This is a genomic window from Microbispora bryophytorum (assembly GCF_043197435.1).
Taxonomy (GTDB): Bacteria; Actinomycetota; Actinomycetes; order Streptosporangiales; family Streptosporangiaceae; genus Microbispora; species Microbispora bryophytorum.
Window position 1 is genome coordinate 246,451 of sequence record NZ_JBICTF010000010.1, and the last position, 26,908, is coordinate 273,358.

The following is a 26,908-nucleotide window of genomic DNA, read 5'->3' on the forward strand; positions in this document are numbered from 1 at the left end:
CGGGGGGCCCCCCCCCGCGGGGGGGGGGGCCCCCCCCCCCCCGCGGGGGGGGCGGGGGGGGGGGGGGGGGGGGGGGGGGGGGGGGGGGGGGGGCCCCCCCCCCGCCCCCCCCCCCCCCCTCCTCCGGTTTTCCGGCCCTTTTCGCCGGAAAACCGGTACGCGGAAAGGGGGCAGCGGGCGGGACACAAGGGACCTTTGGTGACGATCGTGATCTGAGGGAACCGAAACCCGGACTGATCACGTCAAAGAAGGCATGATCTTCCTTGGCTCGCGCGGATGACCGCTGTGAACCATCCGGTGACACAGCCCGTGCGCCAGTCCGCTCCGACCCAGTCCGCTCCGCCCCGGTCCGCTCCGACCCCGGCCGCGCCGAACGCGGTCCCCGTGCGGGGCGCCGCCGCGGCCGTCAGGAGCCGCCGGCTGGTCGAGCTCGACGTCCTGCGCTTCGTGGCCGCCTTCGCCGTCATGTCCTTCCATTTCATGGCGGCCAGTAAATCGCTGTGGGACGAGTACCCCACCAAGCTCTTCGAGCCGGTCGCCCGCCTGACCACGCTGGGCATCCTCGGCGTCGAGCTGTTCTTCCTCATCAGCGGGTTCGTCATCCTGATGAGCGTCTGGGGGCACTCGGTCGGGGAGTTCGCCGTCTCCCGGGTGTCGCGGCTGTATCCGGCGTACTGGTTCGCCGTGCTCATGATCTTCATCATGTACCGCTTCAGCGGGGTCGCCGGCTTCGACCCCAAGCTCGGCGACGGCGAGTATCTGCTCAACCTGACCATGTTCCAGGGGGCCTTCGGCGTGGGCCATGCCGGTGGCGTCTTCTGGTCCCTCTGGGTGGAGCTGCGGTTCTACGTCCTCATGGCGCTGTTCTCCCTTGTGGGGATCACGCTGCGGCGCTGCCTGGTGTTCCTGACCGCCTGGGTCGGCCTGGCGCTGCTGGCCGAGTTCACCCAGAACGAGACCCTGGTCTTCGTCTTCATGCCGAGGCAGGCGCCGTACTTCATCGCGGGCATGGCCTTCTTCCTGATCCACCGCTTCGGGGTGCGTTCGGGGGCGTTCGTCCCGTGGCTGCTCGTGGCCGCGGGCTACGGAATGTCCCTGTACGCGGCCATGGAGCGCGTGGGGGAGCGGGTGCGCCTGGTCGGCATCAAGCACTACCCGGCGCCTCCCGAGGCCGTCGTCGTCGCGATCACGGTCGTCTACCTCCTGATGGCCGCGGTCGCCCTCGGCTGGCTGCGGTGGGTGCGCTGGCGTCGCCTCGTGACGCTCGGGGCACTCACGTATCCCCTCTATCTCGTGCACCAGACGGTCTCGGCCGTCGTCATCCCCGCGTACCGGGACGTGATCGACCCGTGGCCGCTGGTCGCGATCACGATGGGGATCTCGATCGGACTCGGCTACCTGATCTACCGTATGGTGGACAAGCCTGGTCAGCGCTGGCTTCGCGCCAGGCTGGGGGCCCTGCTCGAACGCTTCCGGGGGTCGCGTCCCCGGGGTCGCGGGGGTAGTTCTCGGACTACGGCGGCCATTCCGGCGCAAAGTCCCGAGGCATCTGTGCCGTAACTGTTCGGTAGCAGGGCATAGAGAAAGGGCTAGGCTCGGATATGACTACGACGGCCTGAAGCAGGCGGGGTGCGAATGACGGTTCGGCGGGTGATGGGCATCGAGACCGAGTACGGCATCGCCGTGCCCGGTCAACCGGGAGCGAACGCGATGGTGACCTCCTCACAGGTCGTCAACGCGTACCTGGCGGCGTCGGCCGCCCGGGCTCGCCGGGCTCGGTGGGACTTCGAGGAGGAGAACCCGCTCCGCGATGCCCGAGGATTCGACCTGGCCCGTGAGGTGGCCGACCAGAGCCAGCTCACCGACGAGGACCTCGGGCTCGCCAACGTGATCCTCACCAACGGCGCGCGCCTCTACGTCGACCACGCGCATCCGGAGTACTCCACACCGGAGTGCACCAACCCCCGGGCCGCGGTGATCTGGGACAAGGCGGGCGAGCGGGTGATGTACGACGCCGCCGTGCGGGCCTCCTCCGTGCCCGGCAACGCCCCGATCCAGCTGTACAAGAACAACACCGACGCCAAGGGCGCGTCGTACGGCTGCCACGAGAACTACCTCATGCGCCGCGCGACGCCGTTCGCCGACATCGTCAGGCACCTCACGCCGTTCTTCGTGTCGCGGCAGGTCGTCTGCGGCGCGGGCAAGGTCGGCATCGGCCAGGACTCGCGCAGCGAGGGCTTCCAGATCAGCCAGCGGGCCGACTTCTTCGAGGTCGAGGTCGGGCTGGAGACCACGCTCAAGCGGCCGATCATCAACACTCGCGACGAGCCGCACGCGGACCCGGAGAAGTACCGGCGGCTGCACGTGATCATCGGCGACGCCAACATGTCGGAAATTTCGACATATTTGAAGCTGGGTACGACGGCGCTGGTCCTGGCGATGATCGAGGAGGGGTTCCTCACCATCGACCTGACCCCCGAGTCGCCGGTCGCGGCGCTGCGCGCGGTCTCCCACGACCCGACCTGCAAGTACGAGATCGCGCTGCGCAACGGGCGGAAGATGACCGCCGTGCAGTTGCAGATGGAATACCTGGAGCAGGCGCGCAAGTACGTCGAGGACCGTTTCGGCTCAGGCGTGGACGACCTCACCAAGGACGTGCTCAACCGCTGGGAGTCGGTGCTCACCCGGCTCGCGGAGGACCCGATGCAGTTGTCCCGGGAGCTCGACTGGGTCGCCAAACTGGAGATCCTGGAGGGCTACCGCACCCGCGACAACCTGCCGTGGTCGCATCCGCGGCTGCAACTGGTCGACCTGCAGTACTCCGACATCCGCCCCGACCGCGGCCTGTACAACCGGCTGGTCGCCCGGGGCCGCATGCAGCGCCTGGTGACCGACGAGGACATCGACCGGGCGGTCGAGATGCCGCCCACCGACACCCGGGCCTACTTCCGCGGGCGGTGCCTGCGGCAGTACAGCGAGTCGGTCGCCGCCGCCTCCTGGGACTCGGTCATCTTCGACATCCCGGGCCGCGAGTCGCTGCAGCGCGTGCCGACCCTGGAGCCGCTGCGCGGCACCAAGGCGCATGTGGGCGATCTGCTCGACCGGTGCCGTACGGCCGCCGACCTCGTCGCCGCCCTCACCGGCGAGAGCTGAGCGAGATCGGCCACTGACCGGGTCATGACCCGCCATGACCCGGTCAGTCGTCGTGCCGGCTGATCCGGGGGACCGGCACGCCGCCGGCGCAGCGCACCTCGATCTCGAGACCGCTCTCGTCCGACTCGAACTTCACCCGGGCGCGGTCGTCCGGCCCCGGGTCGACGTCGTCCACCTCGAAACCCTGGGCCGGGGTCCACGACTGGAGCCGGACCAGCCCGCCGTCGCACCGGGCGATCAGGCTGCCCGCCCCCGTGGAGATGAGCCTGCGTCCTGTCGCGGGCACGGCGCCCGGCGTCTGGCCGCCGGAGACGTCCACCGGCGCCGCGTCGGCGGGAGCGGGGGAGGGCGGGACCGGGGTGTCGCGGGCGAGCGCGAGGCGGATCTCCTCGGCCGTCATCGGCCGCTCCGCCGGGCCCGTCAGCGGCCGGCCGAGCAGGCCGAGCACGGCGACGCCCGTACCGATGGCGAGGGCGGCGGCCAGAAGCCACCCGGCGACGGCGAGTACGAGGCGGCTGTGCACGCCGCTACTGTTCCACCCCGAACGCTAAGGGATTGCTAAGGCCCGGATAACGGACTTATGCCGGTTCCGCCGGGCGGCTACCGTAACGCTCAAATGCCAAGCGTGCTGCTCATCGAAGACGACGCCCCCATCCGCACCTCCCTCACCCGGAGCCTGCGTGATCGCGGCCATGCCGTCTCCTCCGCCCCCACCGCACTCGACGGCCTGCGGTCGGCCGTCGAGGACCGCCCCGACCTGATCGTGCTCGACCTCGGCCTGCCCGACATGGACGGCGCCGACCTGCTGCGCATGCTCCGCGCGGTGAGCCGCGTCCCGGTCATCGTCGCCACCGCCAGGGACGGGGAGGCCGACATGGTCCGCCTGCTCGACGCCGGCGCCGACGACTACGTGGTCAAGCCCTACAGCGCCGCGCAACTCGACGCACGCATCCGCGCCGTGCTGCGCCGGGTCGGCACCGGGCGTACGGACACCTCCCTGTCGGTGGGGACGCTGCGGGTGGACGCGGGCACCAGGGAGGCGACGCTCGACGGCGCGGCGCTGGACCTGACGCCGCGGGAGTTCGACCTGTTGCACTATCTGGCGGCCCGCGCCGGGCAGGTCGTCACCAAACGCGAGCTGCTCACCGAGGTCTGGCGCCTCCCCTACGGAGGCACCGACAAGACGGTCGACGTCCATCTTTCCTGGCTGCGCCGCAAACTCGGCGAGACCGCCCAGCGACCGCGCTATCTCCAGACGGTCCGCGGGGTTGGGGTGCGCCTGACCGCGCCGTCCTCGCCCGGGGAGTGAGCCGATGAGGCGCTGGCTCGCGGTCCTCGTCGCGGCGACCACGTCGCTCGTCCTGGTGTCGCTGCTGGTGCCGCTGGCGTTGCTGGTGCGGTCGGTGGCGCGCAGCGAGGCCGTCGCCTCCGCGAGCCGGGCCGCCGAGTCCGTCGCGGTGGCCGTCGGCGCGATGGACGCCGACGCGGCGGACGAGGAGACGCTGCGGCTGACCGCGGAGCAGGCGGGCGCGTCGAGCGGACATCCCGTCACGGTCTTCCTCGCGGACGGCCGTGTGCTCGGGGCCGCGGCGGCCCGCACCCGCGCCGTCGATCTCGCCGCGCGCGGCCGGAGCCTGACCGCGGCGGCGCCGGGCGGCCGGGAGATCCTGGTGGCGGTCCAGGGGGCGCCGGGCGGCACCGCCGTCGTCCGCGCCTTCCTCGGGGACGGCGACCTCGACCGCGGCGTCCACCGGACGTGGCTCGCGCTGCTGATCCTCGGGGTCGCCCTGGTCGGGCTCGGCATCCTGGTCGCCGACCGCCTCGCCCGCGCCGTCGTGCGGCCCACCACGGCGCTCGCCCAGGTCTCCCACCGCCTCGCGAAGGGCGACCTGACCGCCAGGGCGACCCCGCAGGGTCCGCCCGAGGTCCGTACGGCGGGCCTGGCCCTCAACCACCTCGCGGGACGCATCTCCGACCTGCTCGCGGAGGAGCGCGAGACGGTGGCGGACGTCTCGCATCGGCTCCGCACCCCTCTGACGGGCCTGCGGCTCGAAGCGGAGTCGCTGACCGATCCCGGCGAGGCGGCCAGGATGGAGGCCCGCGTGGACGCGCTGGAGCGAGCGGTCACCGCCGTCATCAACGATGTGCGGCGGCGGTCGCGGGAACGGGCCTCCTGCGACGCCGTCGCGGTCGTGCGCGACAGAGCGGAGTTCTGGTCGGTGCTGGCGGAGGACCAGTCCAGGACCTTCGCACTCGACCTCGTGCCCGGCCCGCTGCCGGTGGCGGTCCCGGCCGAGGACCTGGCCGGCTGCGTCGACGCTCTCCTCGGCAACGTCTTCGCGCACACCCCCGACGGGGCGTCCTTCCGCGTGCGCCTGACCTCCCGGCCGGGTGGCGGGGTGTCCCTGACGATCTCGGACGCCGGGCCCGGCTTCGGCCCGGGCGATCCACCGCGACGCGGGGAGAGCGGCGCGGGCTCGACCGGACTCGGGCTGGACATCGCCCGCCGTGCCGCCGAGGATTCGGGCGGTTCGCTGGCCGTCGGCCGATCGGACCTCGGCGGCGCCGAGGTGCGCCTGCTCCTGGGCAGCCCGGTCGCGCGGGGCGAGCAGCGGCTCGACGGCTGAAGTGCGCGGCCGGCAGGTGCGAGCCAAGCGTTAGGGACCGCTTAGCGCGGCCATAGCATGATCGCCGCGAACCTCGGGGCATGAGACAGACAATCAAGATCGCTCTCACCGCCGCCGTCACCCTCGCCGCCCTGCCCGCAGGGGCAACCGCCGTCGCCGCCGCCCCCGCCGCTTTCTCCTCGACCGCCTCGGCTTCCGTCTCCCAGACCTCGGTCACCCGGAGCCAGGCGATCGCGATCGCGACGAGGCGGGTGCCCGGCGCGCGGGTGACCGAGGTCGAACGCGAGTGGGAGCACGGCTACCGCACCTGGGAGGTCGAGCTGCGCAAGGGCCACAGGGAGTACGAGGTCCACGTCGCGATCGCGACCGGGCGGATCGTCAAGTTCCGCGTCCACCACGACGACTGATCAAGACGGCTGATCGCAGGAAGGCGCGCACGGGCGGCGCCCCGGCCGCGTACCCCGGGGAGTCGTCCGGCGAGTCCCGTCCGTCCCTCGACGCCGCGAACCCGGCCGGCCCGGGGGCCACGGGGGGGCTACGGGGTCTACGGGAGGCGCGGAGGCCCGGGCCGGCGGGGCCCGGTCGTGAGGGCCGGCAAGTAGGGATTGTCCCGGCGGCGGGACTCCGCGTCGTGGAAGTGCCCGGTCGTGAGCTCCCCGGGCGCCAGGGGCCATCCGTGGCCGGAGGAGCGGCCGTGGGGGTGCGCCCCGCTCGGCTTGGGCGCGGTGCGGCTGGGCAACTCGCCGGCGGCCGTACGGCCCGGTGCCGCCGCCGGGATGCCCTGCCGCCGCAACACGTCCACGAGCACGGGCATCGCCTGCTCGACGGTGAGCCGTTCGTCCGGGTCGTGGCGCAGCAGGCCCTCGATCAGGGGTCGCAGGATCCCCGCCCGGCGCGGCGGCTCGGGCTCGCGGCCCAGCAGCGCCGCGTCCGGCAGCGACTCCGTCGCCGGATACGGAGACCGCCCCTCGACACCGCAGTACAGCGTGGCGCCGAACGACCACAGGTCGGCGGCGGGGGCCAGGCCCTTCCCACGCAGCCGCTCGGGGGCGAGGTAGGCGCCGGACCGCCCCACGGGCACGGTCGCCGACCCCCCGGAATCCCGGTCGAAGGCGGCGATGCCGAAGTCGGTCAGGACCACCCGGTCCTCGGTCAGCATGACGTTGGCGGGCCGGATGTCCCCGTGGACGACGCCCATCGCGTGCGCGTGCCGTACGCCCGACAGGAGCTGGAAGCCCACCCAGGCGGTCCAGTGGACCGGCAGCCGGCCGAGGTGGCGGACGGTGGCGCCCAGCGTGAGGCCCCGCAGGAGCTCTGTCACGATCCAGAGCCGGCCCTTGTCCTCCAGCAGGTCGTGCACGGTGATGACGGCCGGGTGACTGAGCCGGGCCGCGGAGCGGGCCTCTCCCAGCGCCTGCCTGCGGGCGGCCGGCAGGTCGGCCACGTCCACGCGGTACGGCGGCTGCACTTCCTTGATCGCGACGTCGCGCTTGAGGCGCAGATCGTGTGCCTGCCACATGATCCCGCCGCCGTCGCGACGGAAGGGCGTCAGCAGCTTGTACCGATCCGCCAGCAGTTGCCGTGCGTGCGATGCCATCGACCACCCGTGCGCTAGGTCGTGCCGTGATCCATCAATTGTCGTCCCGGACGCGGTCGCTCTGCGCCGAAAGGCGGCCACGGGGAGTGTGAGGTCGATAACGATCCGGTCTAACGACGACGGTTCCCGCGGGCCGGTATGCCCGCCGCAGGGCCGCGATCCCCGCGCGTTTGCCTTCCCGGCGCCCACCGGGTTGTGTGGCCACAGGGGTCCGGCCGAAGATCGCACGCTCTTTCGCGCGCATTGTCGGTCGGTTCGGGGAAGATATGGGGAGAGGCGTCCCCCCGAGCAGCGGAGGTGTCAGGGATGGCGACCAAGGAGACCGGCGGCCAGAAGCAGACAGGGCGCCAGGAGCACGAAGTCGAAGAGACCGAGGCGCAGGCGTCCCCGGACGTTCAGGAGCGTCAGGAGAAGCTCACCGACGACGTGGACGCGATCCTGGACGAGATCGACGAGGTCCTCGAGGAGAACGCGGAGGAGTTCGTCCGTTCCTACGTGCAGAAGGGCGGGCAGTAGCCCGGGCGGAAGGCGTCCGGGCCGGTGGCGGCCACGCCGGGGGGAACTTCCCCCGGCAGGGCCGTCGTCGGGCGCGGGAACGCCGTTGAGCGCACTCGCCGCCGCACCGCGATGGCGGGCGCACAAAGCCGCCCTCGGCGACGATGCGACAGACGAGCGCCAGACGACTGATAGCCGAGCGACAGACGAGCGACAGACGAGCGGTAGACGACGCGGCAGACGATGACCCGCTGGGCGACGCCGGCGGGCGGTCCGGTTCCACCGGGCCATGAAGCGGGGCCCCTGAACTGGGCGCGTGAAGTGGGGAGCGGTGCCGGTGAAGCGGTGCCTGTGATGGGGTGCCGTGAAGTGGCCTTATGACTGACCTCGTGACCGCCTCGTCGAGGCGGGGCCGGGCGTCAGGCTCTGCCGAGATGAACGGTCACGATCTCGAAGGGAGTCAGAGGGACGCGCACCGTCCGCCACGACCTTGGGGACCCCGGGCAGCTCGCAGCGCTTGGGGAGTCCGGAGCGTTCGGGGAGCCTGGAGCGCCCGGGGAGTCTGGCGGCCCCGTGGATTCCGCGGGCCCCCGCCCGTCCGCCCCGTCGCCGGGGAACGGCGCGTCGCCGAACAGCTCGTCGCGGGACACCTCCAGAGGGCTCAGGGGAGAGCCCGGCACGCCGGCCGTCCAGGCCGCGGTGAAATCTCCCCGGATGACCGCCTCGGTGGCCCTGGGATGCTCGGCCACCAGGCGGACCTCCAGCCGTCCGTCCCGCTCGCGCAGAGCGGCCATCATGACGCCGTCCCCGCTGATCGCGAGGCGACCGCCTCCGTCCGGGCCGTCCCCGTTCACGTCCATGTCCCCGTTCACGTCCCCCGCCGTGGCGGGGCCGGTGCCCGGTATGCCCGGCAGGTCGTGGCGGAACTCCTCGGCGAGCCTCGGCAGCCCGGCCTCGTACCACTCGCCCGCGTACGGCAGGACGGCGAAGCGCACGGTCAGCGGCCCCTGGCACTGGGCCGCCGGAGTGGGCACCTCGGGCCCGGCGGGCTCGTCCCGGTAGGGGTTGCGGTTCCTGGACAGGTAACCGACGGACCGCACGAGCGTGAGCGCCATCTCGGTCCCGTCCCCGCTGATCTCGTCCCCGCTGACTTCGTCCCGGACGATCTCGTATTCGGTGACGTGGTCGAGCAGCGCGGCCAGGCCGCCGGCGGCGGCGAAGGACTCGGCGGGGAAGGTCGGGATCGGGCGTTCGCCGCCCCCGTTCTCGCCCCCGCCCCCGCCCCCGTTCTCGCTCACGCCCTCGGCCGTCAGGCCGCGCCGCACCACGGCGAACTGCCCTTCGGCGTACGACTCGGCCGCCGCGCGTGGCAGCGGCGCGTGCCAGCGGACGCGGTGGTCGCGGCAGCGCACGTCCATGGTGATCTCACACCGCGCGAACGGCTCGCCCGCCCTGAGCTCCACCAGGGTCGTGACCGCCGTCGGCACGGTCTCGTCGCCGTCGCCTTCGAGGCCGGCCGGCCAGTCGTACACCCGCATGATCTCGTACGCCCCGGTCAGCGGGCCCGCGCAGATCTCCTCGACGACGACCCGGGAGGGCCGGTCGAGGAGCCGGTCGTCCGGTGGGGGCGCGTGGTTGTAGGTGTCCCCGATGTCCCCGCCGTGGACGATCCGACCGACGCCGTGGACCTCCACCCCGTCCGCGCCGCGCAGCGAGAGCGTCCCGTCGTCGGCCACGCGCACCCGCAGCAGCCCGTTGTCCAGCACCGGCTCGAATCCGTACGGGTCGGTCCGCAGGGCGTTCGCGACGGGAGCCGGCCGGGCGGGCGCCGGCGGACGGGGGGTGAGGACGGCACGGCCGAGCGGCGGCACGGTGACCAGCGCCGCCACGGTGACCACGGGCTCGGCCACCGTACGGACGACCCACGGCCCGGGACCGGCGTCGAGGACCGCCCGGCGCAGGTCCTCGTAGGAGTACGCGCCGGAGGCGTGCCTGCTCACGGTGACGGTGAACACGCCGTCCCCGGCGTGCCAGGACACGATCTCCTGGCCGTACAGTTCCCGCTCGTGGACGCGCCCGAGAAGCCGGGAGAGGTCGTCCATGACGGTCTCGTCGAGCAGGGTCGGAGCGTGTTCGAGCCGCTGCACGGGGACGACCCGCCCGGAGGCGTCCACGAGGGACGTGCGGTCCTCCGGCAGGTCGGCGAGCACCAGGCCGGTCCGCTCGAACGGGGACGGGTTGACGACCACCAGCGCGCCCTTCGGCGCGGCCTCGGCGAGGGACGCCGCGACCAGGTCCACGACCGCCTGGGCCGTCTGCCCGGCCTCGGCGATCCTCGCGGCCACCTGCTGGGCCGTCTCGTCCGAACCGCACCCCGTGATCGAGTCGTGCCCGCTGCAGGCGATGACCGACCGCCAGGCCATGTCGATGAGGCGTTCACCGGCGGACCGGTCGGCGAGCCACAGCGCGGACAGCGGTTCCGCGTAGCGGGTGAGGGTCCGCTCGGTGCGGGCCATCGCCTGCTTCAGCGGCACCCGGGCCGAGACCACGCCGGGCAGGATGCAGGCACGCGCGTGTGAGCGCAGCTCGCCCGCCACCCGCGGCACCTCTCCCTCCGCCGGATCGGCGGTCAGGGCCTCGGCGAGGGTGGCGACGCGGAGCCCCGACGCGGTGATCTCGCGGGCCGGCGCCGAGTGGTCCGCGCCGTACATCGCCAGCAGGGTGTCACCGGACGCCCAGCCCTCCGCCGTGGAGACGAAGGCCGCCACGCGGCCGGGCATGCCCTCGGCCGGGCCGGTGAACAGGCCGAAGGCGTTGCCGTAGCCGCCGGGCAGATACCGGGTCCTGATCGTGGTGCCGTCGGCGCCGGTCCAGTCGAAGGCGTCCCGGTCCACGTGCGCGGGCACGCCGCGCCACAGGCACGCCAGGCGCAGCCCCGCCAGCGCCAGCATCTGCGGCATCTGGGCGCAGTGGCCGAACTGGTCGGGCAGATAGCCGATGGGCATCGCGCCGCCGAGCGCGGCGGCGCCCCGCATGCCGTACTCCAGGTTGCGCAGCAGGGTCTCGCCCGAGCACAGGAACTCGTCGGCGAGGATCAGCCAGGGCCCGACGGCCAGCCGTCCCTCGGCGACGAAGCGGGCGACGTCGCCGCGCCGCGCGGGCCGGATCTCCAGGTAGTCCTCGATCGGCGCGAGCTGGCCGTCCATCGTGAAGCGGTAGGCGGGGTCGGCGGCCATGGCGTCCAGGACCTCGTCGAGCACCCGCACCAGCCCGACCCGGAACCGCTGGAAGGGCAGATACCACTCCCGGTCCCAGTGCGTGTGCGGGACCACCACGATCCTGTCGCTATCTGCTGAGGCTCTCCTCGGCGTGACCGCTGGCTCCACTCCCGTCCTCCTCGGCGTAGCCGCTGCCGGTCCCAGTGGCCCGCTCCCGCAGGGCGCCGTCGACCTCCTGGGCGCACTCGCCGCCGATGGGGATGCCCGCCCACCGCGCGTACCGGTGCACGATTCGCTGCGCCGTGACGATATCCTCCAGGGCCCCGCCGAGTCCGGTGAGCGGCGGTTCTTCCTGGGTGACGAAGCGGTGGAAGGCGCGCAACTGGCGTTCGAACGCCTCGGCGACGTCCTCGTTGACGACCGTCCGCTCGGTCGTGCCGATCCGGGAGGTGACCGTCAGCCGGGTGGGCGCGTTCAGCAGATAAGGGGAGGGGAAGCGCAGCTCCAGCGAGCCGTGCTCATGGTGCAGCGTCATGACCTCGTGGTAGGCCGGGTAGCTCGGCAGGTAGTGCCAGCGGATGCCGTACCTGCCGGAGCACTCGCCTCCGAGCGTCCCGCTCACCTCCAGAGACGGCGGGAACGCCTCCACCGGCCACACCGCCACGTGGTCCACCGTGTCGGGAGACCCCGTGAACAGCCGTATCAGCGACAGTTCGTGGCACAGGCTGCTCAGCAGCACCTCGGCGTACAGCCGCCGCAGCCGCTCCGACGAGGTGCCGAGCGCGGCGGTGAGGGCCCGCTCGTCGGCCTCCGCGTAGGGGGCCATCCGCTCGGGCGCGGGATGTCCGGCCCGCGCCCGGGCGAACAGCAACTGCGACTCCTCCGACGGGTGCAGCACGGTGGCGTCCAGATGGCGGACGACCTCCGGCCCGCCGGCCTCGTGCAGCGCCTCCAGCAGTCGCTGGGAGGCCGGGTCGTACTGCTTCATGTAGCCGGTCATCAGCCGTTCGCCGGAAAAGCCGCTCAGCTCGGCCCGGCTGTAGGCGAGGGGCTTTTCGCACAGCACCCACAGGCCGCGTTCGAGTGCGGCCCGCACCAGCGGCCCGTGCGACCCCGGTGTGAGCACGATCAGCGCGTCGAACCCGCCCTTGTCGAGCATCGCCGACGGGTCGTCGTACGCCGGGACGCCCGCCTCCCGGCCGACCGTCTCCGCGTGGCCGCGGTCGAGGTCGCACACGGCCGCGATCCGGAACAGGTCGCGCCGCCGCGCCAGCAGGGGCAGGTAGACGACCTGTGCGACCACGCCGAGCCCGGCGATCCCCACCTTCACCGTCTCCACGTCCTCACCCTCCTCCGCTCGGCGACCTGCCCTGCACCTCCCCATCGGTGGTGGAGCGCAACCCCCGCCACATGCGGCCGGCTACACGTGCCGGCCACACGGCGTCAGCTACACGCTTTCAACTACACGCTTCTAGCTACACGCTTCTAGCTACACAGGGCGACCACCTCGTTGGCGTGCGTCTCCAGCCGGTGCACCCCGGGATGGGCGGGCAGGAGGGCGAGGTCCCCCCTGACCATCCGCCGGGTCTGCGGGCCCCACAGCACCAGCCCGTCGGCGTCAACGGCGAGGAACTCGTCCTCCAGCCGCAGCAGCAGCGGGGCGCCGGGGGAGGCCGACACCGCCGTCCGCCCCTCCGCCACCGCCCGCACGACCGCCCCGGCCGCCTCGGGACCGCGGCCGTCGCCCTCGGCGAGCACCCACGTGGTCGGCGCGCCGGGCAGATGACCCTCCTCGGGCCGGTGGTAGTCGCCGCCTCCCACCACCACCAGATCGCCGTCCGGGTCGCCGGCGAGACCGTGCGTCCAGGCCTGCGCCCAGGCCAGTGGCGCGCCCCGGCTGCGGTCCCACCAGCTCCAGTGCCACAGCTCGACGACCCGCGGCCGGTCGGCCATCGGGTGCCGCCAGGCGCAGTCGGCCGCCACCGGATGATTGACCGACAGCACCCCGCCCCGGTCGCGCACGGCCTTCGCCCACTCGTCGGGGGGCCGCCGGAAGTCGATCCAGCCGACGTCCCCGAGCGCGCCGGCGTGCCCGAGGTCGGTGGTCACCTCCTGCCCCGGCACGAGCACGAGACCGGCCAGCGCCGAGGCCGCCGCCAGCTCCAGGTGGTGGCTGACGGTGTTGTGGTCGGTCACCGCGAGGAAGTCCAGCCCGGCCGCGGCCGCCACACCGGCCAGTTCGTAGACGTTCAGCGTCCCGTCCGAGTGGTCGGTGTGCGCGTGCAGGTCCCCGGCGAGCCAGCGGTATCCCGGCGGCGACGGCAGCCGGCGCCGTACGGCGGCGGGCTCCGGCGGGACGGGCCCCGGCACGCGGGAGAAGCGGGCGCGGCGCCGGCGCGGCCGGGCGGGCGGCCGCACGTGCCTGATCACCCGGATCTCGTACGGCAGGCCGCCGAGGGGCACCCGGTGCAGCCCGACCAGCACCCGCCACACTCCGGGCTCGATCTCGCCGGGCAGGTAGCCGGGGGTGGCCCAGGACGGGGTGATGGTGTATTCGGAGCGCGCGCCACCCGACCAGCCGCGAAACCCGGCAGGCCCGGCGCAGCCGAGGTCGAGCACGCCGGCCGACCGGTCGTAGGACAGGCGCACCGTGAGGGCGGCCGTGCCGGGCCGCACCTCCACCGGCACCTCCGCCACCGGCCCGGCCAGCCGGTCGTCCAGCGTCCACGTCCCGCTGATCGCGGCCCCGGTCGTCACGCGCCACCCACCGGGGCGCCGTCGCGGTGGAGCAGTGCCCGGCCCGGGCGGGGCGCCGCCCGCAGCGGGCGGTCCGTGCACTCCAGCGTGACGAGATGGGCCGTGCCGAGGTTCTCCACCACCGCCACCTTCCCCCGGAAGGCCCCTTCTCTCCGGGCTCCGGGGGTCCGTCACCTCCGGCTCGCACCGCGGGCGCGGCCGTCCGGACCCGACGTACGGACGAACCGACCCTCGCACACGATCATCGACACGTAAAGAAGCGGTTCCGGCGAACGGGCGAGGGACGCGCGCCCGGCCTCTTGCGGGATGTCTGGTTCGCGCTGAGCTGATCGGGAAGAGTGCAAGCAGCGCTGAGACCTGAGTATGGTCGGGCGTAGTGACAACGCATGCTTGGAGGGAGTCGCGTGGCATCTCAGCCAGCCTGGGTGAACAGCCTCTTCACATATACGGGATCGTCGTCGTTCTCGGAGTTCCTAGGCGTGCACGCGCCGAACCTGCATCCCGCCCGCAACGAGTCGCTGGCGGCGCCGGTGGGTGACGAGATCCCGCACGCGACCACCATCGTCGCGGCGACCTGCGCCGGTGGCGTGGTGATGGCGGGCGACAGGCGTGCGACCTCCGGGAACATCATCTCGCAGCGGGACATCGAGAAGGTGTTCCGCACCGACGACTACTCCTGCATGGGCATCGCGGGCACCGCGAGCACCGGCCTGGAGCTGGCCCGGCTCTACCGGGTCGAGCTGGAACACTACGAGAAGACCGAGGGTCGCTCGCTGTCGACCGAGGGCAAGGCGCACCGCCTGGCCACCATGATCCGCGGAAACCTGCCCATGGCCATGCAGGGCCTCGTGGTCGTGCCGCTCTTCGCGGCCTACGACCCGTCCCACGGCACGGGGCGGATCTTCAGCTACGACGTGGGCGGCGGGCCGTACGAGCAGAGGGAGTTCCACTCGATCGGCTCGGGTTCGATCTTCGCCCGGGGCTCGCTCAAGAAGCTCTACCGGGAGAACTCCAGCCCGCAGGACACCGTCCTGGCCTGCCTGCACGCCCTTTACGACGCCGCCGACGACGACTCGGCGACCGGCGGCCCCGACGTGATGCGGAAGATCTGGCCGGTCGTGTCCGTCATCACCGACGACGGCTTCCGTCGCCTCCCGGACGACGAGGTCGCCGAATTCGTGGAGTCCATGCTGGAGAGGCGGATGACCGCCCCCGAAGGCCCGACCGCGCCGCTGCGCTAACCCAAGAGAGGATCACCCCCGGTGTCCATCCCCTTCGGAGGATATGCCTCGCCCGAGCAGATCATGCGGGACAGGGCGGAGTATGCCCGCAAGGGCATCGCGCGCGGTCGCAGCGTGGTCGTGATGCAGTACGCCGACGGCATCCTGTTCGTGGCGCCCAACCCGTCCAAGGCGCTGCACAAGATCAGTGAGATCTACGACCGCATCGGCTTCGCCGCGGTGGGGCGCTACAACGAGTTCGAGTCGCTCCGCCTGGCCGGCATCCGCTACGCGGACATCAACGGCTACACGTTCAACCGCACCGACGTCACCGGCCGCGGCCTGGCGAACCTGTACGCCCAGCACCTCGGCATGATCTTCACCGAGTCGATCAAGTCGTTCGAGGTCGAGATCGTCGTCGCGGAGGTCGGCGAGGCGGCCGAGGACGACCAGATCTACCGGATCACCTTCGACGGCTCCGTCTTCGACGAGCAGGGCATGGCCGTGATCGGCGGCCAGGCCGAGGCCGTCGGAGGGCGCCTGAAGGAGCGTTACAGCGAGGGACTGCCGCTGCCGCAGGCCCTCGACGCCGCGCTGGCGGCTCTGACCGAGCCGGGCGGCGAGCGTCCCCCGGTGACCCAGATCGAGGTCGCCGTCCTCGACAGGGGCAGGGAGCACCGCAAGTTCCTGCGCCTGACCGGGCCCCGTCTGGAAAAGCTCCTGGAGGCCGCCAAGGAGAGCCAGGGGGGCGCGCGGCAGCCCGCCGCCGAGGAGGTCCAGGCAGAGCAGGCACAGCAGGCACAGGCGGAGCAGGCCCCTGACACCGCCCCGCCGATCGCCCCAGACGGAGACATCGACACGGGCTCCGGCGAGTAGCCCGGCCCCCCGTCCGTACGCACGGCGGCGCCGCGCCCCCGGCAGGGGCGCGGCGCCGCCGTGTCATAGGGCCGGCTCGGGCGTTTCGGTCCAGCCAATCCCCGATTTCGCTACCCTCATCCCGTTATGACGACTTCTGATCTCTTCCGGCGAGCGGGCCTTCCGGCCGCCGCCGTCGCCCTCCTGTCGCTGACCGCATGCTCCGGAGCCTCCGGCACCTCGGCCGCGCCCACGGTGACCGCCACCGTGACGGTGACGGCCCCGGCGTCGCCCGCCGAGCCGTCCGCCGACCCGGTGGCCTCCGGCACCCCGGCGGCGGACACGCCCACCGACTCGGGCACCACCGCGCCGACGCAGAAGCCGGTCAAGGCCGGGCCGCCGATCACCGACAAGACCCCGGCGCCGTTCGGCGGGACCCTCCAGTCGGACCCCGGGCACGACTTCACCAAGGGGCTCAGCCCCAGCAGCAACGGTGTCGTACGCGGCCAGCTGGTCGCCATGCACGACGAGAACGTGGCGGAGTACCGGCCCGTCAAGTTCGTCAAGGAGTACGGCGGCAGCACCAGCGGCCACTTCGAGGGGCCGCCGGAGGGCGACGTCACGGCCTTCGCCGCGCCGATCGCGAAGAACGTCGTGTTCCTCAGCGCGGTCGGCTGCGACGGCAAGGACCAGACCATCGACAGCGAGTACCTCGGCACCCAGCGCTGCTCACGGGACAAGCTGGTCCTGCGGGCCGACGCGGGCGACCTTCGGGCGCTCATCACCGTTCAGGGCGGGCAGATCGTCAAGGTCGCGGAGATTTACGCGGCCTGACCTCTCCTTCTCGGCATTCCCACCGCCTGATCACTGTTCGCCCGCCGGTTTATGGGAATAGTGTGAGGTGATGGATCGACGCATATTCGGGCTGGAGAACGAGTACGGCGTCACCTGCACGTTCCGCGGGCAGCGGAGGCTGTCGCCGGACGAGGTGGCGCGGTACCTGTTCCGGCGAGTGGTGTCCTGGGGCCGATCGAGCAACGTCTTCCTGCGCAACGGCGCACGTCTCTACCTGGACGTGGGCAGCCATCCCGAGTACGCCACCCCTGAGTGCGACAACGTCGTGGAGCTGGTCACCCACGACAAGGCGGGGGAGCGAATCCTGGAGGGCCTCCTCGTGGACGCCGAAAAGCGGCTCCGCGAGGAGGGCATCGCGGGAGACATCTACCTGTTCAAGAACAACACCGATTCGGCCGGCAACTCCTACGGCTGCCACGAGAACTACCTCGTGGGCCGGCACGGGGAGTTCGGGCGGCTGGCCGACGTCCTGATCCCCTATCTGGTGACCCGCCAGATCATCTGTGGTGCGGGCAAGGTGCTGCAGACCCCGCGCGGAGCCGTCTACTGCGTCTCCCAGCGGGCCGAGCACATCTGGGAGGGCGTCTCCTCGGCGACCACGCGGTCCCGGCCGATCATCAACACCCGCGACGAGCCGCACGCGGACGCCGAGCGGTTCCGCAGGCTGCACGTCATCGTGGGCGACTCGAACATGAGCGAGACCACGATGCTGCTCAAGGTCGGCGCCACCGACCTGGTGCTGCGCATGATCGAGGCAGGTGTGGTGATGCGCGACCTGTCTCTGGAGAACCCCATCAGGGCGATCCGGGAGGTGTCCCACGACATGACGGGCAGGCGCAGGGTGCGCCTGGCCAACGGCCGTGAGGCCTCGTCGCTGGAGATCCAGCAGGAGTACCTGACCAAGGCGCAGGACTTCGTCGAGCGGCGCGGCGGGGACGCCATCGCCAAGCGGGTGCTGGAGCTGTGGGAGCGCACGCTCCGGGCGGTCGACACGGGCGACCTCGACCTCGTCTCGCGGGAGATCGACTGGGTGACCAAATACCAGATGATTGAACGTTACAGACAGAAGTACGACCTGCCGCTGTCGTCGCCGCGCGTCGCGCAGCTCGATCTGGCCTACCACGACGTCCACCGCAAGCGCGGGCTGTTCTACCTCCTGCAGAAGCGGGGGGCCGTCGAGAGGGTGGCCGACGACGTGCGCATCTTCGAGGCCAAGTCGGTTCCGCCGCAGACCACACGGGCCAAGCTGCGCGGAGAGTTCATCCGCAAGGCCCAGGAGAAGCGGCGCGACTTCACCGTCGACTGGGTCCACCTGAAGCTCAACGACCAGGCCCAGCGGACGGTCCTGTGCAAGGATCCGTTCCGCAGCGTCGACGAGAGAGTCGAGAAGCTCATCGCGGGTATGTGATCTCTTACACCGCTCTGACAGCGGGTTCGGGTAGCCTAGCCCGGACCCGCTGTCTGTTTGAGGATTCCCATATGCGCCGTCGTACGGCACTCGTCGCCGCCCTGCCCTTGTTGCTCGCCGCCGCGTGCGGAACCGCGCAGAAGACCGCGTCCAGCGCGAGCCCCACCTCGAGTGGCCAGGCCGCCGCCTCGGCCATCAAGGTGACGGGAGAGGTCGGCAAGAAGCCCACCCTGACCTTCCCGGCGGGCAAGCCCTCGCTCACGTCGGCCTCCATCAAGGTCATCGAGGGCCAGGGCACCCCGGCCAAGGACGGCGACGTCCTCACCGCCAACGTCACCGTCTACAACTGGGACGGCAAGGAGAACAAGGCGGCAGGCTCCGACTACGACCAGGGCAAGTCGGAGTTCGTCTCGGTCAGCCCGCAGCTGCCCAAGGCGCTGCACGAGGCGCTGGTGGGCGCCAAGCCGGGCGGCCGGGTGATGGCCGTGGTCGCCAAGGACAACCTGAGCGCGGAGCAGGCCGAGCAGGCCAAGCAGCAGGGCCAGGACTTCGACGCCTCGTCCCAGGTGCTGGTCATCGACGTGGTGTCGGCCGCGATGAAGGCCGTCCAGGGCACCGCCGTCGACCCCGCCGTGAACGGTGTGAAGGTCGGGAGCGCCGGCGGAGACAAGGCCCCGGAGCTGACCACCAAGACCAATGAGAAGGCGCCCAAGAAGCTGGTCGTCAAGACCATGATCAAGGGTGGCGGCCCGGAGGTGAAGGCCGGGCAGACGGTCCTCGCCCACTACATCGGCAAGATCTGGGGCACCGACAAGAAGTTCGACTCCAGCTGGGACCGCGGCCAGCCCGCGACGTTCGCCCTCGACCAGGTCGTCAAGGGCTGGGCGCAGGGCCTCACAGGCGTCCCGGTCGGCAGCCGCGTCCTGATCACGATCCCGCCGGACCTCGGCTACGGCAAGGAGGGCAACGCGCAGGGCGGCATCAAGGGCACCGACACGCTTGTCTTCGTCGTGGACGTCCTCGGCGCGGCCTGACGGCGACGCAACGCCAAGAGCCCCTCTCACCGGGTGGTGGGAGGGGCTCTTGCCGTACGGGCGTTCGCGTACGGGCGTCAGCCGAGGATCTGGTAGCTGTCGCCGTAGACCTTCCAGCGCAGCGGCGGGTCGAGGTCGAGGTCGCCGTTCTTGAGGAACACCCGCTGGGCGGTGTCGACCCGGCTGGTGTCGCCGTGCGCCTCCTCGGTCTTCATCGCGGCCTTGCGGGCGTCGAGGAACGCGTTGAGGTAGGCGACCTCGTCGCCGCCCTGCGCCGGGGTCCTCGCCTTCTTCATGGCCGCCTTCCGGATGCCGCCGAAGCTGACCGGGTCGCTGCCGGGGCCGTGCATCACCATGGCGTCGTAGTAGACGAACTGCCCGAGCGCGCGCAGGCCGTCGGCCCTGGCCTGGGCCACGGCGGGATCGAAGTACACGCGGTCGCGCTCGTCGTTCTGCGCCTGCCGGAACACGGGGTCCGCGGCGGCGGCGCGCCAGTCCTTGGGGAAGTGCGGGTCCAGCCCCCGGTGCGAGTCGGTGCCGTTCACCTTCCGCAGCGCGGGCAGGTACTTCGCCAGCACGTTGCCGGGCCTGCGCGCGGTGTAGAGCTCGACCAGGTCGAGCAGGTCGCCGGTGCCCGAGCAGAAGCCGATGATCCCGGCGGTGTAGCCGCGCCCGTCGTCGATGTCCTCGATGTATTTGTACTGGGCCTTCCAGTCGAGTGAGGAGTTCTCCGCGCTGGAGACCAGCTCCATCGCGATCTCCTTCTTCTCCGGGTACGTGAGGTCGGCGGGCACCGCCTCGACCGCCACCTTCACGGTCTCCCCGGCGGCGGCCGGGCCGCCGGTGCCGGCTACCGCCGCGTTCGCGGGGAGTACGGCCGCGGCGGCCACGAGCAGCAGAGCCGCGCGCCCGGGAGTGCGCCTGGTCAGCGGGTCTTTCACGTGCGTCGCTCCGTTCTCCGCCCGCGGCCGTGCGTCGCGGCGGGAAGGGGGCGCGGGCGGGGGTGAGCCCTCGTGAGGGATTTGGTCAGGAAGGTTTCCTGAGAAAAGCAGGGCCGCACGGCGGTGTCAACGGTCCCGGCGACGGCACGACCTAGACTCCGGCTGTGACGAGCGACGACCTGGAGTCGATGACCGTGCTCGGCGATCCCGTACGGCGGGCGCTGTATCGGTTCGTGGCCGAGCAGGGGCGGGACGTGAGCCGCAACGAGGCGGCCGAGGCGGCCGGCGTCCAGCGCACGCTGGCGGCCCACCACCTGGACAAACTGGTCGAGGCGGGCCTGCTGGAGTCGGGGTTCAAGCGGCTGAGCGGCAAGGCCGGCCCCGGCGGCGGTCGCCCGGCGAAGGTCTACCGGCGGGTGCGCGAGGAGCGGACCGTGAGCCTGCCGCCCCGCGACTACCGCACGCTCGCGCTCGTGCTGGCCGAGACCGTCGACCTGCTGGGCGGAGAGGAGAAGGCCGAGGAGGCCGCCCGGCGGACTGGAGAGCGTCTGGCCGCCGGCGAGGCCGCGGATCTCCCCGAGGTGTTGCGTGCGCGCGGCTACGAGCCGTACGAGGAGGACGGACGGGTGCGGTTGCGCAACTGCCCCTTCCATGTGCTGGCCGAAAGCCACCCGCTGCTCGTGTGCTCGATGAACCTCGCGCTCTGCGAGGGGATGCTGGCCGGTCTGGGCGAGACCGGGGTCGCCGCCACGCTCGACCCGAGACCGGGAGAGTGCTGTGTGGCCTTCACGTCTGCCGGAACGTCTTCTAAAAACAACGTAGATTGACATAGAATCGCGGCATGCATCTCGCCCAGCTCAACGTCGCCCATCTCAGGGAACCCCTCGACTCGCCCGCGCTGACCGACTTCCTCGACGCCCTGGCGCCGATCTACCAGGTGTCGGACGCCGCGCCCGGCTTCGTCTGGCGCATGAAGGAGGGCGATGAGCCCACGGACCTGATCCAGCACGACTACGGACCGATGCTGGTCGTGAACCTCTCGGTCTGGGAGTCCCGCGAGACGTTGTGGAACTTCGTCTACCGCAGCGCCCACCTGGAGGTGATGCGGCGCCGCCGGGAGTGGTTCCATCGGATCGCCGAGCCGTACACGGTGATGTGGTGGGTGCCCGAGGGCCACCTGCCGCCGCTCGACGAGGCCGTGGCGCGCCTGGACCTGCTCCGGGCGCAGGGGCCGGGGCCGGAGGCGTTCACGTTCAAGGACTTCTACGACAGCAGCGACGCCGCGTGCCTCCCGGCGGCGGCGGAGGTCAGGAAGTAGGCCAGGTCCCCCTCCAGCCCCCGGCCCATCGTGGACAGCCGCACGGGTGACGCCTTCAGCGCCTCGTGCAGGCCCTCCACCGGCACGGTCACGATCTCGTGGCGCGTGGCCAGGGGCGCGGCCTGCTCGCGCACCGTCGCTCCGAACGCGCCGGGCAGGTCCGGCACCACGACCCGGGCCGGGGCCAGCGCGACCCGGCCGTACGCGGTGAGCGAGTGGTGCGACACCCCGACGTGCCGCTCGCGGAGGTCGCCCTCGCTGACCCGCAGCGCGGCCACGGGCCGCCCGCCCAGCACGGCGGCGGCGTTGACCGCCTCGCCCGCCGCGACGCCGGAGAACCCCCAGCGGGTGCCGGTGCCGAGGTTGCCCGGCCCCTGCGCGACCACGGCGACGTCGGCGCCGAGCACGTGCCGGGCGGCCAGCAGGCCGGTGTGGAGCGTGACGACCTCGACGTCCCCGCCGAAGGACTGCCCGGTCGTCGCCACCCCGCACAGCCAGTCGCGCTCCCGCAGCGTCGCGCACGACATCGAGAACCAGGCCGGCAGCGCCCCGCCGTCCTGCATCACGTACGCCACCCTGATCCCCGGGGAGTCCGCGTAGAGGCCGCACAGGATCGCGGGCAGGGCGGAGTGCAGGTCGGCGACCACCACGGGCATCCCGTCGACGGAGTCGGCCTCCCGCAGCGCCTCGTGGTGCGGGGACCCCTGCTCGTCCGCGCCGAGCACGGTGGCCTGCAACGGGGTGTAGCGTGCTTTCACCAAGTGGCCGGGGCCGGAAGGATCTTGCGGTAAACGGTCCGGGACGGCCACCACCATGGCGTACCCTCCCGTACCGAGACCCATGGCGAGGGCGGTCGTGTTGAGCAGCACGGTGTCGCCCACCTCAGGGCGTCCCACCAGCGGGGGATAGGCGAGCGCCCGGCACTCGCCCTCGGCGACGGCGACGTCGAGTTCCACCGCCCCCGGCCACTCGCGCCGGACCCGCACCACTTCGCCCTTGCGCCATCTGATCACGCCGAAAAGGGTAGCGTTCTCGACTGGAAGGGAGGCCCGATGTCGCGGCGGAAGACCGAGCGGCTGCTCAACCTGGTTATCTGCCTGCTCGCGACGCGGCGGCCGTTGAGCGCGGAGCAGATCCGGCAGGCCGTCCCCGGGTACGACCCGGACAACGACGAGGCCTTCCAGCGCATGTTCGAGCGCGACAAGAACGAGCTTCGCGAGATCGGCATCCCCATCGAGGTCCACAAGGACCCCTGGGAGGACGACCCCGGCTACCGGATCGTACGCGAGGCGTACGAGCTGCCCGAGATCACCCTGGAGCCCGACGAGGCCGCCGTCATCGGCCTGGCCGCGCAGGTGTGGCAGCGGGCCAGCCTCGCCGAGGCGGCCGGCGGGGCGCTGCTGAAGCTGACCGCGGGCGGCGTGCACGCCGACCTCGCCGAAAGCCCGCTGGAGCTGCGGGTGGACACCCGCGACCCCGCGTTCCCCGCGCTGTGGGAGGCCGTGCGGGACCGGCGCGCGGTCGCCTTCGACTACCGCTCGGCCGGCAGCGAGTCGGTGCTGCGGCGCACCGTCGAGCCGTGGGGGGTCGTCAGCAGGCGCGGCCGGTGGTATCTGGCCGGGCACGACCGTGACCGCGGCGCCGCCCGGGTCTTCCGGCTGAGCCGGATCACCGGGGCCGTGTCCACGCTGGGACGGCCGGGGGCGTTCACCGTGCCGGAGGGGCTGGACCTGCGGGCCATGGTGGGCTACCAGGAACTGCCGAACGAGCGGGTCGCCCTGGTGCGCGTGCGCAAGGGCAGCTGCCTCGGCCTGCGGCACGCCGCCCAGGCCGTGCGCACCGGGCCCGGCGAGTGGGACGAGGCCGAGGTGACCTTCGCCGACCCCGAACGGCTGGCGGGGTGGCTGGCCAGTCTTGGCTCCGACGCCGTCGTGGTGGACCCGCCGGACGCGCGCGAGGCCGTGATCCGCCGTCTGAAGGGGGCGTTGCAGTGAGCTCGGACCGGCTGCCGCGGCTGCTCGCGCTCGTGCCCTATCTCATGTCGCATCCGGGCGCGCAGGTGCCCGAGGTGGCACGGCTGTTCGGCCTGTCGGAAAAGCAGCTCGTCGACGACCTTCAGCTCGTGTGGATGTGCGGCCTGCCCGGGCACACGCCCGGCGACCTGATCGACGTCTCGTGGGACGGCGGCGAGATCCTCATCGACAACGCCGAGGCGATCGCCCGGCCGCTCAAGCTCGGCGTGGACGAGGCGAGCGCGCTGCTCGTCGCGTTGCGCATGCTCGACGAACTACCCGAGTTCCAGGGCCGGGACGTGCTCGGCCGGGTCATCGCCAAGCTGGAGCAGGCGGCGGGCGAGGGCGCGGCCACGGTCAGCAGCCAGGTCCAGGTGGAGATCGGCGCGGCCCCGGACGCCCACGCCGTCATCACCGACGCCGCCCGCAGGAGCCGCAGGCTGTCGCTGCGCTACTACGTGCCGGGGCGTGACGAGATCACCCCCAGGGAGGTCGACCCGCTGCGGGTCGTGCTCGTGGACGGGCGGCACTACCTGGAGGGCTGGTGCTACCGCGCCGAGGCGATGCGGATGTTCCGCGTCGACCGGATCATGGACGTCGAGATCCTCGACGTGCCCGCGGACCCGCCGGCCGGGGCCGAGCCGATGGACGTCACCCGTGGCGTGTTCCGGCCGTCGGACAGCGACGAGCTGGTGGAGCTGGAACTGACCCCGGCGGGCCGCTGGGTGGCGGAGTACTACCCCTGCGAGGAGGTCGCCGAGCTCGGTGAGGGCCGCCTGCGCGTCTCGCTGCGGGCCCGCGACCAGTCCTGGCTGGTGCGGCTCGCGCTCCGGCTGGGCGACAGCGGCCGGGTGCTGTCGCCGGCGTCCCTCGCCGAGCGGGTCACGGCCACCGCCAAGCAGGCGCTGGCCAACTACGAGACCGCCTGACACACGGAGGAGGCCGCGATGACATGGATCTTCGCCCTGTCGGCGGTGGCGGTGGCGGGGCTCGCCGTCCTCGTGTGGCCGGCCGTCCGGGTGCTCACCGCGGCGCGGGAACTGCACGCCGAAGTCACGCGGGCCAGGGGGCGGCTCGGCGTGCCGGAATAAGGGGCTTTGCCCACGATTGATGTGGTTTTGAAGCCCGAGGACAGGTGAACTTTGGCGTGCGGTGCGCGTACGATCGGGGGTAGTACCCACGGCCCTCGCGGTAAGGACACGACATGCCCAACCTCGGACCCATGGAATGGATTCTGATCCTCCTGGTTCTGATCCTTCTTTTCGGAGCCAAGAAGCTCCCGGACACCGCGAGGGCCCTTGGGCAGTCGCTGCGCATGTTCAAGAAGGAGACCAGCAAGATGAGCGAGGAGGACGAGGAGCGGCAGACGGTCAAGGCGCAGGCCGAGCCCGTCGCTCCGCCTGCGGCGCAGATCCCGCCGGCCACCCCGTCCGTCGAGGACCGGCTGCGTGTCCTGGAGGAGGAGAACCGGAGGCTGCGGGAAAGCCAGCAGCCGGTGAGCTCGCAGAACGAGCAGCGCTCCAACTAGGCGCCGCACCCCCACTGACCCCAGGACGAACCAGATGGCCCTGTTGAAACGGTCGACTCCCGCCGTCACGGCGGACGACGGGCGGATGACGCTCATGGAGCACATCCGCGAGCTGCGCAACCGGCTGATCAAGGCCATCCTGGCGGTGGTCGTCGGAACCGCCGTCGGGTTCATCTATTTCGAACCCATCTGGAACTTCCTGAAGCAGCCGTACTGCCGGCTGCCGCAGGCCCACCAGTTGAACGGCGACAAGTGCACGCTGGTGGTGAACGGGGTCTTCGACTCGTTCTTCGTCAACCTCAAGGTCGCCGTGATCTTCGGCGTGGTGGTCTCGGCGGTGTTCTGGATCTACCAGCTCTGGGCGTTCGTGACCCCGGGCCTGTACCGGAACGAGCGCCGCTACACCATGGCGTTCCTCGGGCTCTCCGTCCCGCTGTTCACCGCGGGCTCGGCCCTCGCCTACGTCACGATGGACAAGGGCCTGTCCCTGCTGCTCGGCTTCGCCCCCGAGGGCACGCTGACGCTGGTGAGCATCAACGATTACCTCAGCTTCTCGCTCGCGATGCTGATCATCTTCGGCGTCTCCTTCCTGATGCCGTTGCTGCTGGTGTTCCTCAACGTCATCGGGGTGCTCCGGTTCAAGACGGTGTCCAAGCACACCCGCATGGTCGTGTTCCTGATGTTCGTCTTCGCCGCCGTCGCGACGCCGAGCCAGGACCCCATCACCATGCTGGCCCTGGCGGTCCCGATGGTCGTGCTGTTCTTCGTCGCGGAGGCGTTCATGTACTTCCACGACAAGAAGCGCGACGCCGCCGACGCGGCGCACGCACGGGCGATCGAGGAGGAGCTCGACGGGTCGTCCGCCACCGCGGGTACGGCGGACTCGGTCGACGCGAGGGACTGACCGAATCTTCCTCTGGTGTCGCCCGGTGGGCGGCGGTAGGTTCCGCGTATGGCCGATGAGATCGTCGTCCTGGTGAACCCCACCGCCCGCGGCGGCCGTACGCTGCGCCTGCTCGACCCGGTGCTGCGGCGGCTGCGGACAGGCGGCCGCCCGGTCTCGGTGGTCGTCGGGACCTCGGCGGCGGACGCCCTGGGCCGGGCCCGCGACGCCGTCGCCGCCGGCCCGGCCGCGCTCGTCGCCTTCGGCGGCGACGGTCTGGTCCACCTGGCCGTGCAGGCCGTGGCCGGGACGGCCGTGCCGCTCGGGATCCTGCCGGCAGGGACCGGCAACGACATCGCCGCCGCCCTCGGCATCCCGCGCGGGGATCCGCTCGCCGCCGCGGACATCGTGACCGCGGGCGACTGCCGGGTGATCGACGCGGCCAGGCTGGGGACGGGCGAGTGGTTCGCGGGAGTGCTCGCCTGCGGGTTCGACTCCCGCGTCAACGAACGGGCCAACGCCATGACCTGGCCGCCCGGAATGGCGAAGTACCTGGTCGCGCTCGCACGGGAACTGCGGTCGTTCACCCCGATCCCGTTCCGGATCACCCTCGACGGGGAGGCCGTCGAGCGCGAGGCGATGCTGGTGGCGGTGGCCAACACCCGGTCGTACGGCGCCGGGATGCGGGTGTGCCCGCAGGCCCGGCCCGACGACGGTCTGCTCGACGTGCTCGTGGTCGGGGCGTTGTCCACGGGCGGGTTCCTGCGCATCTTCCCCCGCGTCTACCGGGGCAGCCACACCCGGCACCCCGCCGTGACCCTGCGGCGGGCCCGCCGCGTGGAGATCGAGGCCCTGGCCGGGGACGTCGTCGCGTACGCCGACGGCGAGCGGGCCGGCCCCACCCCGCTGACCTGCGCCGTCGAGCCGGGAGCGGTGCGCGTCCTGGCGCCCTGACCCCCCAGCGCTGCGCTACGCCATGAAGGCGGCGCGTAGAAGGATCACCGATG

At 71.9% G+C, this 26,908-nt stretch carries 27 protein-coding genes; 19 read left to right on the forward strand and 8 right to left on the reverse strand.

Annotated elements, in window-relative coordinates:
• The first annotated feature begins 276 nt into the window (after nucleotides 1–276).
• Nucleotides 277–1,560, forward strand: coding sequence for an acyltransferase family protein (locus tag ACGFIB_RS29980; RefSeq protein WP_393376471.1), 1,284 nt, complete (start codon nucleotides 277–279; stop codon nucleotides 1,558–1,560).
• Nucleotides 1,561–1,635: 75 nt separating this feature from the next.
• Nucleotides 1,636–3,153, forward strand: a complete 1,518-nt coding sequence (gene dop / locus ACGFIB_RS29985) for a depupylase/deamidase Dop (RefSeq protein ID WP_142572519.1) — start codon at nucleotides 1,636–1,638, stop codon at nucleotides 3,151–3,153.
• Nucleotides 3,154–3,196: 43 nt separating this feature from the next.
• Here the strand turns inward: dop and ACGFIB_RS29990 are convergent, their stop codons facing one another.
• The gene (locus ACGFIB_RS29990; protein ID WP_393376473.1) at nucleotides 3,197–3,676 is read right to left on the reverse strand and encodes a hypothetical protein; all 480 of its coding nucleotides are present in this window, start codon (nucleotides 3,674–3,676) and stop codon (nucleotides 3,197–3,199) included.
• 93 nt (nucleotides 3,677–3,769) lie between these two features.
• Here ACGFIB_RS29990 and ACGFIB_RS29995 point away from each other — a divergent pair, with 93 nt between their 5' ends.
• From ACGFIB_RS29995 to ACGFIB_RS30005, 3 genes are all read left to right on the forward strand, one after another.
• The gene (locus ACGFIB_RS29995; RefSeq protein ID WP_191052862.1) at nucleotides 3,770–4,462 is read left to right on the forward strand and encodes a response regulator transcription factor; all 693 of its coding nucleotides are present in this window, start codon (nucleotides 3,770–3,772) and stop codon (nucleotides 4,460–4,462) included.
• 4 nt (nucleotides 4,463–4,466) lie between these two features.
• On the forward strand, nucleotides 4,467–5,780 hold the full coding sequence (locus ACGFIB_RS30000; RefSeq protein ID WP_393376475.1) for a sensor histidine kinase: 1,314 nt from the start codon (nucleotides 4,467–4,469) through the stop codon (nucleotides 5,778–5,780).
• A gap of 80 nt (nucleotides 5,781–5,860) precedes the next feature.
• Entirely contained in the window at nucleotides 5,861–6,187 is a 327-nt protein-coding gene (locus ACGFIB_RS30005) for a PepSY domain-containing protein (RefSeq protein WP_393376477.1), read from the forward strand.
• Nucleotides 6,188–6,324: 137 nt separating this feature from the next.
• On the opposite strand, the gene ACGFIB_RS30010 is transcribed toward ACGFIB_RS30005, so the two are convergent.
• Entirely contained in the window at nucleotides 6,325–7,377 is a 1,053-nt protein-coding gene (locus ACGFIB_RS30010; protein WP_142572550.1) for a serine/threonine-protein kinase, read from the reverse strand.
• A gap of 306 nt (nucleotides 7,378–7,683) precedes the next feature.
• On the opposite strand from ACGFIB_RS30010, the gene ACGFIB_RS30015 reads away from it, so the two are divergent.
• Nucleotides 7,684–7,893 (forward strand): ubiquitin-like protein Pup, encoded by a 210-nt coding sequence (locus ACGFIB_RS30015; protein ID WP_142572552.1) that lies wholly within the window; start codon nucleotides 7,684–7,686, stop codon nucleotides 7,891–7,893.
• Between the two features lie 398 nt (nucleotides 7,894–8,291).
• Here the strand turns inward: ACGFIB_RS30015 and ACGFIB_RS30020 are convergent, their stop codons facing one another.
• The 4 genes from ACGFIB_RS30020 to ACGFIB_RS30035 all read right to left on the reverse strand — a co-directional run bounded on the left by ACGFIB_RS30020 (nucleotide 8,292) and on the right by ACGFIB_RS30035 (nucleotide 13,969).
• Complete coding sequence (locus ACGFIB_RS30020; RefSeq protein WP_393376479.1) at nucleotides 8,292–11,207, reverse strand: glycoside hydrolase family 38 N-terminal domain-containing protein; 2,916 nt, start codon at nucleotides 11,205–11,207, stop codon at nucleotides 8,292–8,294.
• A gap of 10 nt (nucleotides 11,208–11,217) precedes the next feature.
• Nucleotides 11,218–12,429, reverse strand: a complete 1,212-nt coding sequence (locus ACGFIB_RS30025; protein WP_393376481.1) for a Gfo/Idh/MocA family protein — start codon at nucleotides 12,427–12,429, stop codon at nucleotides 11,218–11,220.
• A 146-nt stretch (nucleotides 12,430–12,575) separates the two neighbouring features.
• Nucleotides 12,576–13,847, reverse strand: coding sequence for a CehA/McbA family metallohydrolase (locus ACGFIB_RS30030; RefSeq protein WP_393376483.1), 1,272 nt, complete (start codon nucleotides 13,845–13,847; stop codon nucleotides 12,576–12,578).
• Nucleotides 13,844–13,969, reverse strand: a complete 126-nt coding sequence (locus ACGFIB_RS30035) for a hypothetical protein (RefSeq protein ID WP_393376485.1) — start codon at nucleotides 13,967–13,969, stop codon at nucleotides 13,844–13,846. Before ACGFIB_RS30035 ends, ACGFIB_RS30030 begins: the two co-directional genes overlap by 4 nt.
• Nucleotides 13,970–14,251: 282 nt before the next feature.
• Here ACGFIB_RS30035 and prcB point away from each other — a divergent pair, with 282 nt between their 5' ends.
• The 5 genes from prcB to ACGFIB_RS30060 all read left to right on the forward strand — a co-directional run bounded on the left by prcB (nucleotide 14,252) and on the right by ACGFIB_RS30060 (nucleotide 19,219).
• Entirely contained in the window at nucleotides 14,252–15,088 is an 837-nt protein-coding gene (gene prcB / locus ACGFIB_RS30040) for a proteasome subunit beta (RefSeq protein ID WP_229689875.1), read from the forward strand.
• Between the two features lie 21 nt (nucleotides 15,089–15,109).
• Nucleotides 15,110–15,943, forward strand: coding sequence for a proteasome subunit alpha (gene prcA / locus ACGFIB_RS30045; protein WP_189105040.1), 834 nt, complete (start codon nucleotides 15,110–15,112; stop codon nucleotides 15,941–15,943).
• A 126-nt stretch (nucleotides 15,944–16,069) separates the two neighbouring features.
• Entirely contained in the window at nucleotides 16,070–16,756 is a 687-nt protein-coding gene (locus tag ACGFIB_RS30050) for a hypothetical protein (protein ID WP_393376487.1), read from the forward strand.
• Nucleotides 16,757–16,826: 70 nt separating this feature from the next.
• On the forward strand, nucleotides 16,827–18,185 hold the full coding sequence (gene pafA, locus ACGFIB_RS30055) for a Pup--protein ligase (RefSeq protein ID WP_142572558.1): 1,359 nt from the start codon (nucleotides 16,827–16,829) through the stop codon (nucleotides 18,183–18,185).
• Between the two features lie 71 nt (nucleotides 18,186–18,256).
• Complete coding sequence (locus ACGFIB_RS30060; RefSeq protein WP_357266569.1) at nucleotides 18,257–19,219, forward strand: FKBP-type peptidyl-prolyl cis-trans isomerase; 963 nt, start codon at nucleotides 18,257–18,259, stop codon at nucleotides 19,217–19,219.
• A 77-nt stretch (nucleotides 19,220–19,296) separates the two neighbouring features.
• Here the strand turns inward: ACGFIB_RS30060 and ACGFIB_RS30065 are convergent, their stop codons facing one another.
• Nucleotides 19,297–20,160: a chitosanase gene (locus tag ACGFIB_RS30065; RefSeq protein WP_393376489.1), complete on the reverse strand. Its 864-nt coding sequence runs from the start codon at nucleotides 20,158–20,160 to the stop codon at nucleotides 19,297–19,299.
• Between the two features lie 164 nt (nucleotides 20,161–20,324).
• Between ACGFIB_RS30065 and ACGFIB_RS30070 the strand changes: the two genes are divergently transcribed.
• On the forward strand, nucleotides 20,325–20,987 hold the full coding sequence (locus ACGFIB_RS30070; RefSeq protein WP_357252454.1) for a helix-turn-helix transcriptional regulator: 663 nt from the start codon (nucleotides 20,325–20,327) through the stop codon (nucleotides 20,985–20,987).
• A gap of 14 nt (nucleotides 20,988–21,001) precedes the next feature.
• Nucleotides 21,002–21,478 carry a DUF3291 domain-containing protein gene (locus tag ACGFIB_RS30075; RefSeq protein WP_142572564.1) on the forward strand — a complete coding sequence of 159 codons (477 nt, stop codon included), beginning with the start codon at nucleotides 21,002–21,004 and terminating at the stop codon, nucleotides 21,476–21,478.
• Here the strand turns inward: ACGFIB_RS30075 and ACGFIB_RS30080 are convergent.
• On the reverse strand, nucleotides 21,424–22,491 hold the full coding sequence (locus ACGFIB_RS30080) for a DUF3866 family protein (RefSeq protein ID WP_393376492.1): 1,068 nt from the start codon (nucleotides 22,489–22,491) through the stop codon (nucleotides 21,424–21,426). The two genes, ACGFIB_RS30075 and ACGFIB_RS30080, sit on opposite strands and share 55 nt — an antisense overlap.
• A gap of 39 nt (nucleotides 22,492–22,530) precedes the next feature.
• Here ACGFIB_RS30080 and ACGFIB_RS30085 point away from each other — a divergent pair, with 39 nt between their 5' ends.
• From ACGFIB_RS30085 to ACGFIB_RS30110, 6 genes are all read left to right on the forward strand, one after another.
• Nucleotides 22,531–23,472, forward strand: coding sequence for a helix-turn-helix transcriptional regulator (locus tag ACGFIB_RS30085; protein WP_142572568.1), 942 nt, complete (start codon nucleotides 22,531–22,533; stop codon nucleotides 23,470–23,472).
• On the forward strand, nucleotides 23,469–24,419 hold the full coding sequence (locus ACGFIB_RS30090; protein ID WP_357252458.1) for a helix-turn-helix transcriptional regulator: 951 nt from the start codon (nucleotides 23,469–23,471) through the stop codon (nucleotides 24,417–24,419). The genes ACGFIB_RS30085 and ACGFIB_RS30090 overlap by 4 nt, the downstream gene beginning before the upstream one ends.
• 18 nt (nucleotides 24,420–24,437) lie before the next feature.
• Entirely contained in the window at nucleotides 24,438–24,581 is a 144-nt protein-coding gene (locus ACGFIB_RS30095) for a hypothetical protein (protein WP_393376494.1), read from the forward strand.
• A 113-nt stretch (nucleotides 24,582–24,694) separates the two neighbouring features.
• Nucleotides 24,695–25,018 carry a Sec-independent protein translocase subunit TatA gene (gene tatA / locus ACGFIB_RS30100; RefSeq protein ID WP_142572569.1) on the forward strand — a complete coding sequence of 108 codons (324 nt, stop codon included), beginning with the start codon at nucleotides 24,695–24,697 and terminating at the stop codon, nucleotides 25,016–25,018.
• Nucleotides 25,019–25,052: 34 nt separating this feature from the next.
• Nucleotides 25,053–25,922: a twin-arginine translocase subunit TatC gene (gene tatC, locus ACGFIB_RS30105; RefSeq protein WP_357252463.1), complete on the forward strand. Its 870-nt coding sequence runs from the start codon at nucleotides 25,053–25,055 to the stop codon at nucleotides 25,920–25,922.
• Between the two features lie 48 nt (nucleotides 25,923–25,970).
• Nucleotides 25,971–26,855, forward strand: coding sequence for a diacylglycerol/lipid kinase family protein (locus tag ACGFIB_RS30110; protein ID WP_357266558.1), 885 nt, complete (start codon nucleotides 25,971–25,973; stop codon nucleotides 26,853–26,855).
• The last annotated feature ends 53 nt before the right edge of the window (nucleotides 26,856–26,908 follow it).

Excerpts from the sequence above, each read along its gene's own strand:
- tatA (WP_142572569.1), top strand. The coding sequence starts at position 24,695 with ATGCCCAACCTCGGACCCATGGAATGGATTCTGATCCTCCTGGTTCTG.
- ACGFIB_RS30050 (WP_393376487.1), top strand. The coding sequence starts at position 16,070 with ATGACGACTTCTGATCTCTTCCGGCGAGCGGGCCTTCCGGCCGCCGCC.
- ACGFIB_RS29995 (WP_191052862.1), top strand. The coding sequence starts at position 3,770 with ATGCCAAGCGTGCTGCTCATCGAAGACGACGCCCCCATCCGCACCTCC.
- ACGFIB_RS30110 (WP_357266558.1), top strand. The coding sequence starts at position 25,971 with ATGGCCGATGAGATCGTCGTCCTGGTGAACCCCACCGCCCGCGGCGGC.
- ACGFIB_RS30060 (WP_357266569.1), top strand. The coding sequence starts at position 18,257 with ATGCGCCGTCGTACGGCACTCGTCGCCGCCCTGCCCTTGTTGCTCGCC.
- ACGFIB_RS29980 (WP_393376471.1), top strand. The coding sequence starts at position 277 with ATGACCGCTGTGAACCATCCGGTGACACAGCCCGTGCGCCAGTCCGCT.
- tatC (WP_357252463.1), top strand. The coding sequence starts at position 25,053 with ATGGCCCTGTTGAAACGGTCGACTCCCGCCGTCACGGCGGACGACGGG.
- ACGFIB_RS30095 (WP_393376494.1), top strand. The coding sequence starts at position 24,438 with ATGACATGGATCTTCGCCCTGTCGGCGGTGGCGGTGGCGGGGCTCGCC.
- ACGFIB_RS30085 (WP_142572568.1), top strand. The coding sequence starts at position 22,531 with ATGTCGCGGCGGAAGACCGAGCGGCTGCTCAACCTGGTTATCTGCCTG.
- ACGFIB_RS30000 (WP_393376475.1), top strand. The coding sequence starts at position 4,467 with ATGAGGCGCTGGCTCGCGGTCCTCGTCGCGGCGACCACGTCGCTCGTC.
- ACGFIB_RS30015 (WP_142572552.1), top strand. The coding sequence starts at position 7,684 with ATGGCGACCAAGGAGACCGGCGGCCAGAAGCAGACAGGGCGCCAGGAG.
- ACGFIB_RS30010 (WP_142572550.1), bottom strand. The coding sequence starts at position 7,377 with ATGGCATCGCACGCACGGCAACTGCTGGCGGATCGGTACAAGCTGCTG.
- pafA (WP_142572558.1), top strand. The coding sequence starts at position 16,827 with ATGGATCGACGCATATTCGGGCTGGAGAACGAGTACGGCGTCACCTGC.
- ACGFIB_RS30075 (WP_142572564.1), top strand. The coding sequence starts at position 21,002 with ATGCATCTCGCCCAGCTCAACGTCGCCCATCTCAGGGAACCCCTCGAC.
- dop (WP_142572519.1), top strand. The coding sequence starts at position 1,636 with ATGACGGTTCGGCGGGTGATGGGCATCGAGACCGAGTACGGCATCGCC.
- ACGFIB_RS30005 (WP_393376477.1), top strand. The coding sequence starts at position 5,861 with ATGAGACAGACAATCAAGATCGCTCTCACCGCCGCCGTCACCCTCGCC.